Here is a 19825-nt window from a genome sequence, read left to right as displayed (position 1 = left end):
CTCCTATTTAATATGTATTCTTTTACCAATTGCGGTTGCTTGTTGTTCTTTTTTTATGATATCACTAGTTTTTAAATACATCCCTTGCCCTTCCATAACTTTCATCAATGCTTGCAAAGTTTTATTACTTCTTAAACCAGGTTTACACACAAAAGCCATACATCTTTTTCCAGAAATTGCACCAGCTCTTGATAAAAAACTATCAACTAATTTAGGGATACTCCCACCAAAAGAACTTATACCTTCAGCACCTACAATAATGTAATCATAATATGAAACAACTTTACCTTCTTCAAGTTTCATATCAAATACATCAACTATATGATTTTGCTGTTCGATGCCTTTTGCAATTGCGTTTGCTATATTTTTTATATGATTTGTATTATTTGATTTTGCTGCATATAAAACACATACTTTCATAATTTTTGTCCTCACTTTTAAGTAGAAACCGATCGCACGGTTGGCGATCGGTTATCTGTATTAGTAATGTAACACTTTATTCAGCAGGTGCATCTGTCCACCATGATTCTGATTGTTGAACTTGTTCAGTTTCAACTGAATCTAGTAAATTTGAGTCAGATGGAGCTTTATTAACTAGTGCGATGCATAGTGCTAAAACCAAGAAAACTCCGCCTAAAATAGCTGTAACTTTAGTTACAACACGACTTGTATAAGAACCAAAAGAACTTTGTGCCGCTGATCCAAATACGCCGCCTAAACCGTCGCTTTGTTCATCTTGAATTGCTACAATAAATACTAATAAAATACTCACGATGATAAAAAGTACCATCAGAATAACGTTTAAAACACCCATATTTTCTACTCCGAAAAATTACTTATCAAAACAAACAATAGGTAAGAATTGTTCTACAGAAAGTGAAGCACCACCAACTAATGCTCCGTCAATGTTTTCTTTAGACATTAATTCTTTAACATTTGCTGCCTTTACTGAACCACCATACTGTATTATTGTATCTTCTGCAACAGTTTTATCAAAAAGTTTTTCAATAATGCTTCTAACAAAAGCATGAGCACTGTCTGCATCTTCAGGAGTAGCTGTTTTACCAGTACCAATTGCCCAAACAGGTTCATAAGCTAAAGTAATATGACTCATCATTTCTTTTGAAACATTTTTTAAACCTTCTGTAACTTGTCTAGTTAATACTTCTTCTAGTTTACCACTTTCTCTTTCTTCTAAAGTTTCACCGATACATAAATCAACATCCATACCTTCAGCTAAAGCTAATAGAACTTTTTTGTTGATTAATTCATCACTTTCACCATAAATTGCTCTTCTTTCACTATGGCCTAAAATTACATTAGTAATTCCTAAATCTTTTAACATAGCTGGTGAAACTTCACCTGTGAATGCACCTTTTACGTTATCATTCATATTTTGAGCTGCAACTAAGATATGAGTATCTTTTAATACTTCCATAACACCAGGAATAGTAACAAAGTTTGGAGCTACCATAACTTTTGCACTACAACCTTTTGTTGCTTCAGCTAATTCTTTTGCTAATTTAACACCTTCACTTGGAGTTAAATTCATTTTCCAGTTACCTGCGATATAAGGGGTTCTCATAATATATTTCCTCTCTTTTATTTTTCTAAAGCTTTAATTCCAGGAAGAGTTTTACCTTCTAAGAATTCTAAAGAAGCACCACCACCTGTTGAAACGTGGCTAATTTTACTTGCTAAATCAAATTTATTAATAGCAGCAACACTATCACCACCACCAACAACTGTAATACCATCACATTCTGCTAATGTTTTTGCAACTTCTAATGTTCCTTTACTAAATGCATCAAATTCGAATACACCCATTGGACCATTCCAAACAACACTCTTAGCTACTTTTAATTCACTAACAATAGCTTCAATTGTCTTTGGACCAATATCCATACCGATTAGATCACCTTCAATAGAAGCATTATCTACTGCAACAGCTTCAGCATCTTCACTGAAAGAAGCGCCACAAACATGGTCAACAGGTAAAATAACTTTTACACCTTTTTCTTCAGCTTTTAATAAGAAACTTTTTGCTGTTTCGATATAATCTTCTTCTAATAAACTTTTACCAATTGTATGACCTTTAACTTGTAAGAATGTATAAGCCATACCACCACCAATTACGATAGTATCACAAGTGTTTACTAAGCTTTCTAAAACTGTAATTTTAGATGAAACTTTAGAACCACCAATAATTGCAACGAATGGTTTTTCAGGATTAGTTAATAAAGGTCCCATGTATTTAACTTCTTTTTCAATTAAGAAACCTGCAAAAGAAGGTAAGAAATGAGAAACACCTTCTGTTGAAGCATGAGCTCTGTGAGCTGTACCAAATGCATCATTAACAAAAAGATCACCATATGAAGCTAATTTCTTTGCAAAATCTGCATCATTATTTGTTTCTTCATTATAATATCTACAGTTTTCTAATAATAAAACTTCACCTTTATTAAGAGAAGCTACCATAGCTTCAACTTCACTACCAATAACATCTGGAGCTAATTTAACTTCTTTTTCTAATAATTCACTAAAACGTTTTGCAATTGGAGCCATAGAAAATTCTGGTTTCTTTTCACCTTTAGGACGTCCTCTGTGGCTCATTACTACAAGAGTAGCACCTTGTTCTAATAAATATTTTATTGTAGGTAAAGCAGCTTTTATACGAGTATCATCTGTTACTACACCATCTTTGATAGGTACATTAAAATCTACACGAATAACTACTTTCTTATTATCTAAATTAGCATCTCTAATTGTATTTAATACCATTTTTTACTCCTCAAAAAATAAGCCTGCCCTAGCATAATGACAGGCAGGCTATCTCCGTGTTAGGGAAATTAAAACTATTTAGCTAGTTTAAGAGCTAAATCAACAACACGTGTTGAATAACCCATTTCATTGTCATACCAGCTCATTACTTTAAACATTTTTTCGCCCATTTTCATAGTTAATAATGCATCAAAGATTGATGAGTGATTGTTAGCAACGATATCGTGTGATACGATTGGATCTTCTGTGTATTCTAAGATACCTTTTAAAGGACCATCAGCAGCAGCTTTAACAGCAGCGTTTAATTCTTCTACAGTACAATCTTTTTCTAATTCAACAACTAAGTCTACTAAAGAACCAGTAGGAGTAGGAACACGCATTGCTAAACCGTTTAATTTACCATCTAATTCTGGAATTACTTTTGCAACAGCTTTAGCAGCACCAGTAGTAGTAGGAATGATTGAAACAGCACCAGCTCTTGCACGACGTAGGTCTGGGTGTGGTTGGTCTAACATAACTTGGTCATTTGTGTATGAGTGAATAGTTGTCATTAAACCTTTTTCAATACCGAATGAGTCATTTAATACTTTTGCTAATGGAGCTAAACAGTTAGTTGTACAAGAAGCATTAGAGAAAGCAGTGTTGTTTAAATCTAATTCATCATCATTAACACCACAAACAATAGTTTGGTCAATTTCATCTTTTGCAGGAACAGTTAAAATTACTTTTTTTGCACCAGCTACGATATGATCTTTATAACCGCCTCTTGGGCCTTCAGCAGTTCTAAATACACCTGTTGATTCAATTACAACGTCAACTTCTAATTCACCCCAAGGTAAATTTTTAGGATCACGTTCTTTATAAATACGAATTTCTTTGCCGTCAACACTAATTGATTGTTCACCAGCTTTTACTTCATGGTCATATACACCATAAGTTGAATCGTACTTTAGTAAGTGAGCTAAAGTTTTTGGGTCAGTTAAGTCGTTAATTCCGACAATTTCAATACTTGGGTTCTTGGAAGCAATTTTAAAAACGTTACGTCCAATTCTACCAAAACCGTTAATTGCAATCTTCATGGAAAATCCTCCAGATTTTATTGTTAGTTTATAGACTAGATAATACTAATATCTGCAAAATTGGTCAACGAAGTAACAGAAAAAAAGCATAAATTAGTTAAAAAAGACAACAATGCAACAAATCGCAACACATCATTTATCATAAAAATAAAAATATATCTAATTTATTATTTTTATATTCTAATTTTACTAATTAATATTCAAAAAAGAACATAAAAAGAAATTATATAACTCACAATAATTTAAGTGTATAAAGTTTATAAAACAATTAAAAAAATTTATTAATTTTGTTTTAAAGAAATTAAAATCTTCTCAATTTTATGTCCATCGATTTGTTCAACTTTAAATATATTTTCTTCAATTTCGATACTTTCTCCATCTTCAGGGATTCTACCAAAATTTTCAAAAACTAAACCACCGATTGTTTCAAAATCTTCATCCTCAAGATCTAATTTTAAAAGTTCATTTACATCTTCAATACTAGCTCTTGCATCTACCAAATATTGAGATTCATTAATTTGTTTAATTTCTTCTTCTTCTTCATCGAATTCATCTTGGATTTCACCAACAATAACTTCTAAAATATCTTCAAGACAAACAATACCAGAAACACCACCATATTCATCAACAGCTACAGCAATATGGATTTTTTTTAACTTAAATTCTCTAAGTAAATCATCTAAATGTTTGCTATCTGGAACAAAGAAAGCTTCACGCATTAATTCTTTAACATTAAAATTATTTTTAATATCTTTTGTTAATAAATCTTTAGTATATAAAACACCAATAACGTTATCAGTATTATCTTCAGAAACGGGATATCTTGAATAACCATCTCTTGCAATAATGTCATAAAAATCTTCCAACTTAATTTCACTATCTACAAAAGTTACATCAACACGAGGAACCATAACTTCTTTAACAGTCATGTCATCAAGTTCCCCAATACCCTTAATCATTGTTTCCCGCTCAGCCCGCTCGGCCTCCTGGGTTAATTCTTCTTTTTGATTATCCTTTTTTTTGAATAATTCGTTAAAAAACCCCAATTTATTGCTCCCTAATATTAGATAAAATTTTTTCTTGTAATAATAACATAGGTTCTAAACTATCATTTGTTTTATGATCATATCCTAATAGATGCAAAACACCATGAATTAATATTCTATCTAATTCTTCATCAAATTGCACGTTAAAATTTATGCAATTTCGTTTAATTGCTTCTAAAGAAATAATCAAATCACCTAAAACTGTAGAATCATTTTCTACAGATGGCCAAAATTCGATTTCTTCTACATTATCAGCTTGAACAAAAGATAAAATATCTGTTGGCATATCTTTGTTGCGCCAAACTTTATTTAATTCTTGAATTTCATCATCACTTACAAAAGAAATTGACAATTCAACGTTAGTTTTTGAGAAATAAGATAGGACATCATTAACCATTTTCTCGACTAATGGAATAGGTGCTTCTTCTTCGTAATTTTTTAAATTATATTCTATATCAATTATATTATTCATTTTCTATTTTTATCTCTTCTTAATTATTAATAATTCTATAGGTATTAGTCAATTACTATTCTTTATTATTTGTTTTTTCAGCATCATTTTGATACTTAACTCTTGTATGAAGTTTACCAACTAATGATTGCTCTAATGCTTTCTCAATTTGTACTAATTCAGTTAAATCTAAATGGCTAGAATTTAACTGACCTCTATCTAGTTTTTGATTCACTATAGTCTCAATTAATCTTCCAACTTTTTGAGCACTTGTTTTTTGTGAATGAGAAGCAGCTTCTACACTATCAGCAATCATCACAATTGCACTTTCTTTAGATCTTGGAGGATTTCCATTATAAGTATAATCTAATAATTCTACACGATTATAATTTTTTTCACTGTCTTTTACGGCCTCATTGTAAAAATATTGAATAACATCATTACCGTGATGTTCACTTATTATATCAATAAGCTCTTTAGGAAGTCCTTCATCCTTACATAAATCAACTCCTAATTTTACATGAGATCTAATTATAGAACCACTCATTGATGGAGTTAATTCATCATGTTTATTATAATTATCATCTTGATTCTCTGTAAAATATTCAGGGTGTTCTAATTTACCAACATCATGATATAACGCTGCTACTTTACATAAATCAGCATTAACACCTATTGTTTTTGCAGCTTCATAAGCTAAATCTGCTACATTTACACTATGAGTATAAGTACCTTGAGCATTAGCTTTTAATCTTTGCAATAATTTATTATCGGTTCTTCCAAGTTCATCTAATCTAAATATAGTTGGAATATTTAATTTATTATCAACGAAGGGTAGAAAAAATCTTTCTAAAACAAAACATAATAAAATATTAATTAATACAATTGAAATTGATAAATATAAATCACTAAATGGATAACCTTGAATAGCATAAGAAATAAATGTCATAAATATAGCAATTACACAACCTTTAAATATACTAATTATCCTAGAAATCCTATCACTATTATATTGTATGATATATAAAAAACTAACACCTATTGCCGATAAATAAAAAAACGTAAAAAATGTTGAACCTGGGAAAAGTGTCGAGTAAAGAGCATATTGTATTGTAAATAAAAAACCAAACCGTTTTTTATTTGTAGTATTTTTTAAGAAGAAAGTACCAAATAAAACTGGTAGAAAGGGAGATAATACTCTAATTTCACAATTAGAGAAATATCTAGTTATAAAAACAGAGAAAACTAAAGTTAAACTCATTACTATTAAATATATATAAGTAAATTGTACACGTCTAAAAGTATATGCTGTTCTAGATAAAAACCAATATAAAGAAAACATAGTTATTAGTAATATTAATATTACCCTTGCAAAAATTTGAATATTAGAAAAGATAGCATTATGATCTTCAACCTGCTTTAATAATTCTAAATCAGACTCAGAAATAATTGAATCTTTTGTTAAAACTCTAGTATTAGCTGGAACAAATACTGTTACATTTTTAACATTATTAACTGCGGTTTCTTTTGCTTTTTCACTTAATAATAAATCATAATGAACATTAGGTTCTAATAAACCTTGAATTGAAAGATATAATATTTTAATTGGAATAGAACTTACAATACTACTATTTTTTATATTATCATTAATTATATTTACTAGATTATTCTCTTTGACTAAATTCTCAATCACATAAACATTCGAAATATTTATTTGCTCAATGTTAAATCCATCTGATAATACACCTAATATAGATATCTTATTTTCATTCTCATCAATAACCAAATCCAATTCGTCTTTATTAAAATATCCTGATTTGAGGATTTTTCTACTTATTTCAAAGACCCAAGAAGATAACATGCTTTTTTGACTATTATTAAGTTGTAAATAATAATTTTTAAAAGTCTCTTTCTCTTCTGTAGTTAAAGATGATAAATTATCAATCATCCCTTGTATATCATCTTCTTGAATATTATAAGTAAAGTTTTCAACTTTATCTAATATCCCATAAGTTTTAGATAAATCATAAGTAAAGATTGGATACACTTTCTCTAAAGCTGCTTCTTTTTTTTCAAGTGTTCTATCAACATCTATATATTCAAAGCTTCTCTTTACATACAAATCTTCAGGGGCTAATTGTTTAACCTGCAAAGAATCAGAACTAATATGAGAACCTATTAAATTACCTGAAACTACATAAGGCATGATGATTAATATAACAACAATTAATATAAATAAAAAACTAAAGCCCACTATTGTTTTAACATTAAATTCATTGTCTTTTACTTTTATGTTACGAAAAATTGGATTTTTCTTACTCACTATTACTATCCTTACTATAAGCATCAATTATTTTTTGAACAATTTTAGCTCTTACAACATCTTTTGAAGAAAAATTAACAAAATCTAGTCCACTTATATTTTGGAGAATATTATTCGCATGAACTAAACCACTTTTATGATTTCTTGGTAAATCAATTTGTGTAATATCTCCAGTGATGATTGATTTCGAATTTTCACCTATCCTAGTTAAAAACATTTTCATCTGTTCAATACTAGTATTTTGTGCTTCGTCTAAAATAATTATACTATTGTGTAATGATCTACCCCGCATATATGCTAAAGGTGCTATTTCTATCACTTTATTGGATTCTAACTTTTCTATAATAGACGGTGGTAACATCCATTCCATTGCATCATATAATGGTCTAACATAAGGATTCAATTTTTCACTCAAAGTTCCAGGAAGAAATCCTAAATTTTCTCCTGCTTCAACTACCGGTCTACTTAAAATTATCTTTTGTTTTTTACCACTAGTAATTTGTGAAAGTGCATAAGCAATTGCTAAAAAAGTTTTCCCTGTTCCAGCTGGACCAATTGCAAATGTAATTTGATTTTCAAACATAGATTTTATCATCTTACTCTGATTTATTGATTTAGAAAAAATAGTTTTATTATTAACACTTATATAATTATAATCATCAAACAATGAACCTTCTTCAACTAAGTCTTCAATACTTGGAGAATTAATTAAACTTTGATATTCCATAAAGATTTCATTTTCACTAATCTCTTGATTATTATTTACTATTAATGATTCTAATTTTTTTATTAATGCTTCAAAAATTATTAATTTTTTTTCATCAAAATCTTCGACAAATAATGAATTACCTTTTGTTAATATCTCTATTCCTAACAATATTTCTATATATGTTAAATTTCTATCATTAACTCCACAAATAACTCTTAATTTTGATAAATCATCTACTACTATATTTTTTACCATCTTTTGTCCATCTATGATTTTATTCCCAACCATCTCCATCGTTAGAAAAACTTTGATCAACGGTTAACTCAGGTAATGCCTTCCATTGTAGGTAAACTGATACACTAGGAACCCATTGATAAGTATAACTAGATAATACAACGGATCCCTCATATGTGCAATGTAAATCCCAATCTTCCATCATATGAGTTATATCTAATGATATACTTTCTAAATTAAATTGAGTAGAATAAACTCCTCCATTAATAAAATCAAAACTACTAATTAAATCACTAAACATATCACTAAAACTAAATACTCCATCATCATCATAATATTGGTAAAAACTATAATTAGATGTTTCTACATTAAAATCTATTTGTAAGAATTCTGCAATTCTATAAGAGATTGAAGTTTCTAAACTAAAATAAGTAGAATAAATATCTGAATAACTATAATTAAATGTCATATCTAAATCAATATTTAATCCGATTCGGTTTTTCCACCAATATTTTTCTAAATTTTCGAATGAAATCGTATTTTTTAGATAGTCCAAAGTTAAAGTATCATCTTCACTATAAAAATTTAATTTTGTCATCAAATATGAGTTTTTATATGTAAAGTTAAATTTACTAAAATAATCATTATCACTATCATCATACAAGCCATAATATTTATTAGTATGTGAAAAATATTGATTTTTATCTTTATTATAATAAACAATACTTGTATCAAGCTCTAATGGATCAATAACTCTTGTAGAGGTTTCACTCTCTTCAACATCATAATTAATATCAAAATCAAAACTTACATTATCAATTTTAAACTCTAATTCATTATCGATTTCAGTAAAATCAAAAGAAGAAGATGAAATATCAAATGTTAATGTTGTTTGATTTGAAAAATCATCAATTTCAAATAAGATTGAAGGTTTTAGTGCCCAATCTAATGGAGGCAAATCTAAGCTGATTGAAGGACTTATTTCTAAATCATAAATTTCATAAGTATCAATTAACTCTATTTCATGTTTTGTTATACAATCTTCACTAAATTCAAATTCTGTAATTTCTGTTGAACTTTCATCAGAATCTTCTGTGTATTCATATTCGTATAAAATTGCATCAAAATAATAATTTAGGTTTATTTTTTCAAATGAAATTATATTTGAAGTTTCTAAATCAACTGATGTTTCTATTTCATAATCACTATCATCATCTTCTTCATCATATATATATTCAAATTCTAATTCAGAATCAATGGCTATTATATCTGGTTCTAAATTCCCTTCTATATCAAAATCTAAGGTTGTTTGATTATATATATCTTTATTATCATCACTATCATAAGTTGAAGAAAAATCATTGTCTAAATCATATTCAATACTAAAACTAGAAGGATCTATATCCTCATCATTAGTTGAATATGTTGAAGCATACAAATTATCTAATAATGAAGTATCATCCCCATCATCTTCTTTTCCCTCTTCACTTGTATTATCTTTTTCATTATCTACTATATTTTCATTACTTATATCTATTAAGGTGCCAGACATATCAAAATCAATATCGGGTAATGTGACTTCATCTATATAATAAGAATATACATCATCTTCACTTGTCCATTCATAATCTACTTCTACAGTTATTTCATTTATCTTAATTTCAGAAATAATAGAATTTAGAGTTTTAGGTGTATATGTATATTCACCTGTAAGATACATTGTATAATCACTGATATCAGAACTATAAGTTGTTGGAAAAGTTTGATCTGTATCCCACAAAGCATCTATAGAAAAGGTTGATAATCTATTGCCATAAGTTTTCATAACTTGAGGGTCTGATATTAAAGGAATATAAAACTCTATCTCTCCATTTTCAAAATCAAATGTTGTTTTAAAATCAATATCATATCTAAATATTGGATAATCAGAAGAATCATCAATAACATCAACTCCATCACTTGCAATAGATGTTATTGCAGTTGATTGTATTTTTAGAGAATTATTTATTAAGTTCAATTCAGTAGCATAGGATAGAGCAACACTACCATTATCTTCATCTTCAATAGCATATGGATTATTTTCATAAGAGTCTAACATTAAGGCAAAATAACTACTTGTTTTCTTTGCCCATAATTCTAAATCATCTTCAGTTTCACTCTCACTATAAATAGGGCCATCAACATAATCATTTGAATTTTCATCACTTTCTAAAAATGTATTAAAACTATTAGAACTTGTTGATGAAAAATTTGGATATGATCCAAAAATTTCAAAAGTAGTATTAACAAAAGCACCTCTTGAAGACTCATAACCTATTGCAGGGTTACCTAGCATTGTCGCACCAGGAGAATAAAAATATGGTAGATACAGTACATCAATTCTGCCTAATGATATTTTGGCATCCTCAAAATACATGTCTCCATGATTTAGAATCGCAATTTTCTTTGCAGAAATAGAAAAGTAAGCAGTATTTTGATTTGTAGAAATAAAACCATCATTTAAAACTAAAGAGCTGTTAACTGTATCTATATTCATAGTAGAAGATGTAGCATAAAAGGTTACAGCTTCTCCTTCACTATTTTCTTTCTCTGTTGTTATACTCCCACTATTTACAATTAATTTTTCTTTATCCCAATCATAAGATATAATATCACCATAAATTTCTTGGGAAAAGGAACCTATTGTAGATTGATCACTCTCATATGATACATTAATTAAAGCAACTAATTTGGTATTCTCTTTATCAATAATTACTTTCTGTGCATATATGGTATTATTTCTTTCATCTTTTTCTTGAAAAAGTAATTCAACATTGCCTTCTAAAATAATAATTGAATTATTATCATTTATTAGTTTTAAAGTATTTGCATTTTTTATTGTAAATGATAAAGAGTTTTCAATTGTTTTTATATCTAATTCTTCACTAGCTTGTCCAAATTCATCAATAAATAACTTTTCTAATTGTGAAATCATCTCTGATCTTGAAAGATTACTTTCAAGACCTCTTATTTCACACATCATAGCTAACTCATCATCACTTGCATCAGAAAGTGATATAACTGCTAAATTAGTAGCTAATATACTTTGAATAAAAATAAATATTATAGATAGAAAAGCTAATATTTTTTTCATAATCTAATTCTTCAACACATCTTTAAGAAACTGCCCAGTATATGATTTCTCATTTTTAGCAACTTCTTCAGGAGTTCCTGTAGCGACAACCATTCCACCACCATCTCCACCATCAGGACCTAAATCAATTATATAATCTGCAGCTTTAATTACATCTAAATTATGTTCAATTAAAATAACAGTATTTCCATTTTCTACTAGTCTATTTATTACATCTACTAATAATTTAACATCAGCAAAATGAAGACCTGTAGTTGGTTCATCTAGTATGTATAAAGTCTTTCCTGTATTTGTTTTAGAAAGCTCTAGTGATAATTTAACTCTTTGAGCTTCACCACCACTTAAAGTTAGGGCACTTTGTCCAAGCTTTAAATAACCAAGACCTACACTATCTAATGTGTCTAATTTTCTTCTTATCTTATTAAAAGGTTTAAAGAACTCTTTAGCTTCTTCAACAGTCATATCTAAAACATCGTAAATGTTTTTCCCCTTATATCTTATAGCTAAAGTCTCTTTATTATACCTTTTACCATGACAAACATCACATTTAACATATACATCAGGCAAAAAGTGCATTTCTATTTTTAATTTACCATCACCATTACAATTTTCGCATCTTCCTCCACTCACATTAAATGAAAATCTTCCACTTTTATAACCTCTAGCTTTAGATTCTGGTAAAGATGCAAACAACTCTCTAATCGGTGTAAAAGCACCAACATAAGTTGCTGGATTTGATCTAGGAGTCCTTCCAATAGGACTTTGATCAATATTAATTAGTTTATCAATATTTTCAAAACCACTTATTTTAGTATATCCATCATATTTATGTCCCTTTCCACTTAAAGTTCTTCTAAGTGCAGGAGCCACAACTTCATTTAATAAAGTAGATTTACCACTTCCTGAAACACCAGTAATTACAACTAATTTTCCAAGTGGTATATCAACATCAATACTTAATAAGTTATTCTTGCTAGCCCCTTCAACTCTTATTTTATTACCATTTCCTTTACGTCTTTCTTTAGGTACTAAAATCTCTTGTGTCTTAGATAAAAATTGGCCAGTTATTGATAATGGATTTTCTTCAATCTCTTTAGGTGTACCTTCTGCTATAATTTCTCCACCATGAACTCCAGCACCAGGCCCCAAATCTACAACATAATCAGCTTCCCTAATTGTTGCTTCATCATGCTCAACAACTATTAAAGTATTACCTATATCTCTTAGTTTTTTTAAAGAATTAATTAACTTCTCATTATCTTTTTGATGCAAACCAATGGATGGCTCATCTAAAACATACATAACTCCAGTTAATGCAGATCCAATTTGGGTTGCTAATCTTATTCTTTGAGCTTCACCACCACTTAATGTTCCACTATTTCTATCTAAAGTTAGATAAGATAATCCAACATTATCTAAAAAAGAAAGTCTATTATTAATCTCTTTTAATATTTCTTGAGAAATCTTTTGTTTAGTTTCATTAAACTTTAAGTTTTTAAAAAAGATTATACTATCTTTTATAGAATACGAAGTTACTTCCATTATATTTTTATCACCGACTAAAACATGAAGAGCTTCTTCTTTTAATCTATGCCCCTTACAAGTGGGACAGGTTTTATGAGATTTATATGAATCATACCAAGATTTCATATTCATACTACCTGTTTGATAATATCTTCTCTGTAATTCGTTTATTATCCCTTCATATTTACGACTAAAAGTTTGCTCCCCATCTATACCATTATTGTATGTAACCATTATTTTTTTATTATAACCATATAATAAAATATCATAGATTTTTTTTGGTAATTTGTTTATTGGTGTATCAAGAGAAAAGTTCAATTTTTTAGACAATGCTAAAAACATTGATTTATTCCAATTAGCTTCAGGGTTATGTGTTTTAATAGCATGTTCATTAATACTTAAATTTGAGTTTGGTATTATCAAATCGATATCAAATTCGCTAACTATTCCAATCCCTTTACAGGTTGGACATGCGCCATAAGGATTATTGAATGAAAATAATCTAGGTTCTAAATCTGCAAAAGTTATTCCACAATGTGGACAACTATTCTTTTGTGAATATATCTCTTCGTGTTCTTTTTTTACACCATCTTCTTCAACTAGATATGTTACTTTTACTAAACCATTTGTCATTTCGATTGCAGTTTCTAAAGAATCAGATAGTCTAGATCTATTTTCTTTTTTTAAAACTAATCTATCTACTACAATATCAATATCATGTTTATAATTCTTATCAAGTTGATCAACATCTTCTAAAAAGCACATTTTATTATCAATTTTAGCTCTTTGAAAACCTGAATTTCGTGCATCTTCAAAAACTTTCTTATATTCGCCTTTTCTTCCTCTTGCAATAGGAGCACTAATAATTAGTTTGGTATTTATTTCATAGTGAAATATAGCACTAATTATTTGGTCAATGCTCATTTCAGTTATTTCTCTACCACATTTAGGGCAATATGGTATACCTACCCTTGCCCATAATAATCTATAGTAATCATATATTTCTGTTATTGTTCCAACTATAGACCTTGGATTATTACTAGTTGATTTTTGTTCAATAGCAATAGATGGAGATAGCCCTTCTATATAATCTACCTGAGGTTTCTCTAGTCTCCCTAAAAATTGTCTAGCATAAGCAGATAAACTTTCTACATATCTTCTCTGCCCTTCTGCAAAAATAGTGTCAAAAGCTAAAGAACTTTTGCCACTACCACTTAAACCACTTATTACAATCAGTTTCTCTTTTTCTAATGTTAAATCTATTGATTTTAAATTATGCTCACTAGCACCTTTTATTATTAATTTATTATTCCCCATTAATCGCCTCTAACAATGCTTTTTTAGCATCATTAACATCAACTTCTAAACTTAATTTACCTTTTTTATACAAAAATACTTTCTTCCCGATTCCAGTTATAGCAAAATCAGCTTCTTTAGCTTCTCCAGGTCCATTAACTTGGCATCCCATAATTGCAACACTAATATCTTTGTTTATAGTTAATAAATCAGATTCAACACTTCTTAAAAAACCAATAGAATCAAAAGAATTTCTACCACAACGTGGACAGCTAACTATCCTAATTCCTTTTTCTCTTAACCCTAAAGTTCTTAATATTTCAACTCCTGCAAATACTTCATCTTCAATTTCACCAGTAATTGATATCCTCATAGTATTCCCGATATCTTGTTTCAATAAATTACCTAAAACCCAAGTTGAACGAGCTACAGATGAAACAACTGAACCTGCTTCAGTAACACCAATGTGTAAAGGATAATTACTTTTTTGTGCAAAAAGTTCATTAGAAATTCTAGTTTCTTCTAGATTTGTTGATTTTAAAGATACAACAGTATTGTAAAAATCTAATTCTTCAAACCATTCTATATATTTTAAAGCATTATCAACCATAATAGAAGTATGATCTCCTATTCCTTTAGGAAGAGATCCACTGTTTAATCCAATTCTAATAGCAGCACCATGATCTTTAGCAGCTCTTACAACCTCATCAACTTTCCATCTAGCTCCAATATTACCAGGATTAATCCTAATTTTACTAAAACCGCACTCTAAGGCAGCAATTGCTAATTTAAAATCAAAGTGTATATCCGCAACTAATGGCATATTTGACTTTTGATTTAAATATGTAAAAGCTTTTCTATCATTATCACTTGGGTATGAAAATCTCATAATATCACAACCCATTAACTTTAGATTATTCATTCTCTTTAAAAGTTCATCTAACTCTTTAGTAGAAGAAGGAATAGGACTATCATACATTGTTTGAATGGATATAGGATAACCTTTCCCAATTTTTATATCTTTTACAGTTGCTATTCTATCTATAATCATATTATTTCCTTCATATCTATTTCATTTAATATTTCATCAATTTTTTTATTATTAGAAATTGAAATAAATAATTCATTTATTAAATCTAATTCTATAATAATATATGAATATAATGACAATGTTTTATTAGATTTATTAAGTTTAATATATTTTTCTAAATTAATTAATATTTCACAAGCAAAATTGAAATAATTTAATACAAAGAACATATTAGCATAAATAAATAATTCATCTGCTTTTTCATAATTAATATATTTAATATTGTTATAAAAATATATTGTTGCTTTTTCTTTTAAATCAAGATTAATTAATAATAATAAGTAATAAAAGTTAAACTCTTTTTTATCTAAAAAATTATAGCAAACTCTATTTAAACAACATGAATAAACTTTTCTGTTAAAATAATTTAATTGTTCTACTTCAATTAATAATTCTTTATAATTATTTTCATTTATATTATTAATTTTCTTCTGTAGTCTTTCTATTCTATCAAAATTTTTAACTATTATTCTTAAATCTTCTAATATATCATAATATAAATTGTATTCTTTATCTAATTTAATCTTCTCAAAATAATAATTAATACTATTTATATCCTCAAAATTGATTGAAAATTCTAAAGTTGATAAGTCTTTTTCAAAGTCACTAATTAAATCTCGAGAATTTAAATTCTCTAAAAACAAACTCTTATTCCCACTATTACTAATAATTATATTTAATATAGCACTGAACTTTTCACTGCTATTTATAAAAACATCTTGATAAAAACAATTTATAATATCATTAATTGATTCTAATGGGAAATTTTCTAAAAATATGGGTAAAATATTAATAAAAGTATTATATGAAACATTAGAATATATAGTTCTCATTACTTCATGTATATAATTATAATCACTAATTTGAATTAAATCTTTTAAAAAGTTAACACTAAACAAGTTGAAATACTTAATTAATACATCATCAGAAAAATCATAGATTTGTGCAATTTTGTCTAATAAAAGAGTTAATTCTTGATATATTTCTATTCGATTTTTAATTTCTATAATTGAATAATCTAAATACTTAAAAGCATTTTCAAATAATAATAAATTATCATCAAAATTATTCTCTTCTTTACTATTTTTACAGTCCTTACCTATTTCTGCTATTAAATCTAAATAATTTTTTTTACTAATAGGTTTTCCATTAAAAGGCTTTTCATAAATAGATATTGCACTTGAGAGTGTTATATCTTTAGTAAATGATAATCGAGGATTATCTAACATTTCATCTAATATTTGAAACTCTAATAGCTTATCAAATTTAACTTTATTACAAATCTCATTAATTTCTATAAATTTATCATCAAATGCTTCATTTACATAAATTACTTTTGAAAAATGTTGACCTATTTTTCTATCTAATTGAAGCTTCGATTGTTTATCAAATATATTATTTGAATTATCTATTGTTGAAATATCTTTATCTTGCAGATTATAAAAATCTTTCAGTTCATTAAGAATCTGATATTTTGTATACCCATTTTGGTAAAGTAATTTAATTCTCTTATTAAATAAGCTAAACATTTTTTTACACTTTTCCATTAATATTCCTAATAAAAAGAGTTTTTAGATATTTTTCATTATCTATGATACAATTATAACAGATATTAATTATAAATACTATTTTTAGCTTTTTAATTATTCTATATTATTTTCTTTACTTTCGTTGTATTTGCAACGTAAACATCTTCTTATTTAGTATATTATATTAATATCTAATAAATATTAGGAGAAAAAAATTATGGATTTTGATATGTTTTGTTATCAGTGTCAAGAAACTATCGGTTGTACAGGTTGTACAAAAAAAGGCGTATGTGGAAAAACTTCTACAACTGCAGGTCTACAAGATTTATTAATTTATGCAACAAAAGGTTTAAGTGAAGTAACAACAAAATTAAGAAGTGAAGGTAAAAGTGTAGATAAAATTATCAATCATTACATTAGTATTAATTTATTTACAACAATCACTAATGCTAATTTTGATGATGACGTATTTTATTCAAGAGTTGCAGAAACTATTAATTTTAGAAATTCTTTAGTAAAAGATTTAACAGAGAAAAACAACTTAAGCGATGCAGCTACTTTCGCAGTTTCTTCTAATGAAGAAATGGATGTTAAAGCAAAAAGCGATGAAGTTGGTGTATTAGCTACTAAAAATGAAGATATTAGAAGTTTAAGAGAATTAATCACTTATGGTTTAAAAGGTTTAGCAGCTTATGTAAAACATGCTAATGCATTAGGTCATGAAAATGAAGATGTTGATATCTTTATGCAAAGTGCAATGGCAAAATTATTAGATAATTCATTAAGTGTTGATGAATTAGTTGCCTTAACTTTAGAAACTGGTAAGTTTGGTGTTGATGGAATGGCATTATTAGATTCTGCAAATACAGAAACTTATGGTAATCCTGAAATCACTAAAGTTAATCTAGGAGTAAAAAATCGTCCTGGTATTTTAGTATCTGGTCACGATTTAGGAGATATTGAAGAACTTCTAAAACAAACTCAAGGTACTGGTGTTGATGTATATACTCACGGTGAAATGCTTCCAGCTCACTATTATCCAGAATTAAAGAAATATGACAATCTTGTTGGTAACTATGGTAATGCATGGTGGAAACAAAAAGAAGAATTTGAAAAATTTAATGGTCCTATCTTAATGACTACTAACTGTATTGTACCTCCTAAAGGTTCATATGTTGATAGAATTTATACAACAGGTGCTGCTGGTTTTGGTGGTGTTAAACATATTGAAGGCGAATTTGCTACTACTAAAGATTTTAGTGAAATAATTGAACAAGCAAAAAAATGTGATCCTCCAACAGAACTTGAAACAGGTGAGATTGTAGGTGGCTTTGCACACGATCAAGTATTTAAATTAGCTGATACAGTTGTAGATGCAGTAAAATCTGGTGCTATTAAGAAATTTGTAGTTATGGCAGGTTGTGATGGTAGAGCAAAAAGTAGAAATTACTACACAGATTTTGCAAAGGCTCTTCCTAAAGATGCTGTAATCTTAACAGCAGGTTGTGCTAAATTTAAATATAATAAATTAAATTTAGGTGATATCGGTGGAGTTCCTAGAGTATTAGATGCTGGTCAATGTAATGATTCTTATTCATTAGCATTAATTGCTTTAAAGTTAAAAGAAGTATTTAACTTAGATGATATTAATGATTTACCTATTGTTTATAATATTGCATGGTACGAACAAAAAGCTGTTATTGTATTATTAGCTTTATTATACTTAGGTGTAAAAAATATTCACTTAGGACCAACTCTACCTGCTTTCTTATCTCCTAACGTAACTCAAGTATTAGTTGATAATTTTAACATTGCTGGTATTGGCACTGTAGAAGATGATATTGATTTATTCTTTAACTAAATACTTATATTAAAAATATAAAATAAAAAGGATTGATTTCTTAATAAAAGAAGTCAATCCTTTTTTATTTAATCTATAGAGATAAAAGCAAATGTTTTTCAAACTAGATTGTAATTATAAATAAATTAAATCAATAGAATTTCAATATATTTAATTTAAGAATAATACAACATTTTTTTAGATTCAATTTTCAACTAACTTAATCAATAAATAAACCTAATTCCTTGTATAAACAAAACTTATTAGTATTATCATTTTACTAAAAGTTTTAGACACTTACAAATCATATATAATTTTTTACCAACTCTTTTCATTATTAAAATTCAATTTTTAACTTAATAGATCAAAAAATAAATATAATTCCTTGTATATACAAAACTTATTAGTATTATCATTTTACTAAAAGTTTTAGACACTTACAAATCATATATAATTTTTTACCAACTCTTTTCATTAATGAGATTCACTTTTCAACTTAATAGATCAAAAAATAAATATAATTCCTTGTAGAGATAAAAATTATTAGTATTATCATTTTACTAAAAGTTTTAGACACTTACAAATCATATATTTTTCTTTCCCCTATCCTATTTTAATAAAATTCTTTGTTCTTATATTTATTATTAAATCTATATTTAATGTTTTATATACATTTATTTGATATAAAGGATAACTTTTAATTAAAAAATATTAATTTATTTTCTTTGATTATATTAAGTTATAATTAACACAAAAATAAACAGCCTAAATTAAGACTGTTTATTTTTGT

General features: G+C 27.5%; 14 protein-coding genes. 1 reads left to right on the top strand and 13 read right to left on the bottom strand.

What is annotated here, in order from left to right; all coding sequences use genetic code 11:
- Window positions 1-3: 3 nt before the first annotated feature.
- The 13 genes from ACPKM0_RS05050 to ACPKM0_RS04990 all read right to left on the bottom strand — a co-directional run bounded on the left by ACPKM0_RS05050 (window position 4) and on the right by ACPKM0_RS04990 (window position 17213).
- Window positions 4-420 carry a flavodoxin family protein gene (locus ACPKM0_RS05050; RefSeq protein ID WP_472473916.1) on the bottom strand — a complete coding sequence of 139 codons (417 nt, stop codon included), beginning with the start codon at window positions 418-420 and terminating at the stop codon, window positions 4-6.
- A 76-nt stretch (window positions 421-496) separates the two neighbouring features.
- Entirely contained in the window at window positions 497-790 is a 294-nt protein-coding gene (gene secG, locus ACPKM0_RS05045; RefSeq protein ID WP_472473914.1) for a preprotein translocase subunit SecG, read from the bottom strand.
- Between the two features lie 42 nt (window positions 791-832).
- Entirely contained in the window at window positions 833-1585 is a 753-nt protein-coding gene (gene tpiA, locus ACPKM0_RS05040; RefSeq protein ID WP_472473912.1) for a triose-phosphate isomerase, read from the bottom strand.
- Window positions 1586-1602: 17 nt separating this feature from the next.
- Window positions 1603-2781, bottom strand: coding sequence for a phosphoglycerate kinase (locus tag ACPKM0_RS05035; protein WP_472473910.1), 1179 nt, complete (start codon window positions 2779-2781; stop codon window positions 1603-1605).
- A gap of 74 nt (window positions 2782-2855) precedes the next feature.
- On the bottom strand, window positions 2856-3860 hold the full coding sequence (gap, locus tag ACPKM0_RS05030) for a type I glyceraldehyde-3-phosphate dehydrogenase (protein ID WP_472473908.1): 1005 nt from the start codon (window positions 3858-3860) through the stop codon (window positions 2856-2858).
- A 281-nt stretch (window positions 3861-4141) separates the two neighbouring features.
- Window positions 4142-4906 (bottom strand): hemolysin family protein, encoded by a 765-nt coding sequence (locus tag ACPKM0_RS05025; RefSeq protein WP_472473906.1) that lies wholly within the window; start codon window positions 4904-4906, stop codon window positions 4142-4144.
- Window position 4907: 1 nt separating this feature from the next.
- Window positions 4908-5378, bottom strand: a complete 471-nt coding sequence (ybeY, locus tag ACPKM0_RS05020; RefSeq protein ID WP_472473904.1) for an rRNA maturation RNase YbeY — start codon at window positions 5376-5378, stop codon at window positions 4908-4910.
- Between the two features lie 55 nt (window positions 5379-5433).
- Complete coding sequence (locus tag ACPKM0_RS05015; protein WP_472473902.1) at window positions 5434-7680, bottom strand: HDIG domain-containing metalloprotein; 2247 nt, start codon at window positions 7678-7680, stop codon at window positions 5434-5436.
- Complete coding sequence (locus ACPKM0_RS05010; protein WP_472473900.1) at window positions 7673-8677, bottom strand: PhoH family protein; 1005 nt, start codon at window positions 8675-8677, stop codon at window positions 7673-7675. Before ACPKM0_RS05010 ends, ACPKM0_RS05015 begins: the two co-directional genes overlap by 8 nt.
- Window positions 8664-11756: a hypothetical protein gene (locus tag ACPKM0_RS05005; protein WP_472473898.1), complete on the bottom strand. Its 3093-nt coding sequence runs from the start codon at window positions 11754-11756 to the stop codon at window positions 8664-8666. The genes ACPKM0_RS05010 and ACPKM0_RS05005 overlap by 14 nt, the downstream gene beginning before the upstream one ends.
- Before the next feature lie 3 nt (window positions 11757-11759).
- Entirely contained in the window at window positions 11760-14597 is a 2838-nt protein-coding gene (uvrA, locus tag ACPKM0_RS05000; protein ID WP_472473896.1) for an excinuclease ABC subunit UvrA, read from the bottom strand.
- Complete coding sequence (gene ispG, locus ACPKM0_RS04995; RefSeq protein WP_472473894.1) at window positions 14587-15627, bottom strand: (E)-4-hydroxy-3-methylbut-2-enyl-diphosphate synthase; 1041 nt, start codon at window positions 15625-15627, stop codon at window positions 14587-14589. Before ispG ends, uvrA begins: the two co-directional genes overlap by 11 nt.
- Window positions 15624-17213 (bottom strand): hypothetical protein, encoded by a 1590-nt coding sequence (locus ACPKM0_RS04990; RefSeq protein WP_472473892.1) that lies wholly within the window; start codon window positions 17211-17213, stop codon window positions 15624-15626. Before ACPKM0_RS04990 ends, ispG begins: the two co-directional genes overlap by 4 nt.
- Window positions 17214-17412: 199 nt before the next feature.
- Between ACPKM0_RS04990 and hcp the strand changes: the two genes are divergently transcribed.
- The gene (hcp, locus tag ACPKM0_RS04985; protein ID WP_472473890.1) at window positions 17413-19056 is read left to right on the top strand and encodes a hydroxylamine reductase; all 1644 of its coding nucleotides are present in this window, start codon (window positions 17413-17415) and stop codon (window positions 19054-19056) included.
- Window positions 19057-19825 lie beyond the last annotated feature (769 nt).

Source organism: Pleomorphochaeta sp. (genome assembly GCF_050031695.1).
In the GTDB taxonomy this organism is placed as follows: Bacteria; Spirochaetota; Spirochaetia; order Sphaerochaetales; family Sphaerochaetaceae; genus Pleomorphochaeta.
The sequence above is the reverse complement of the archived record's forward strand: the minus strand, read 5'-3'. Positions and strand labels throughout refer to the sequence as shown.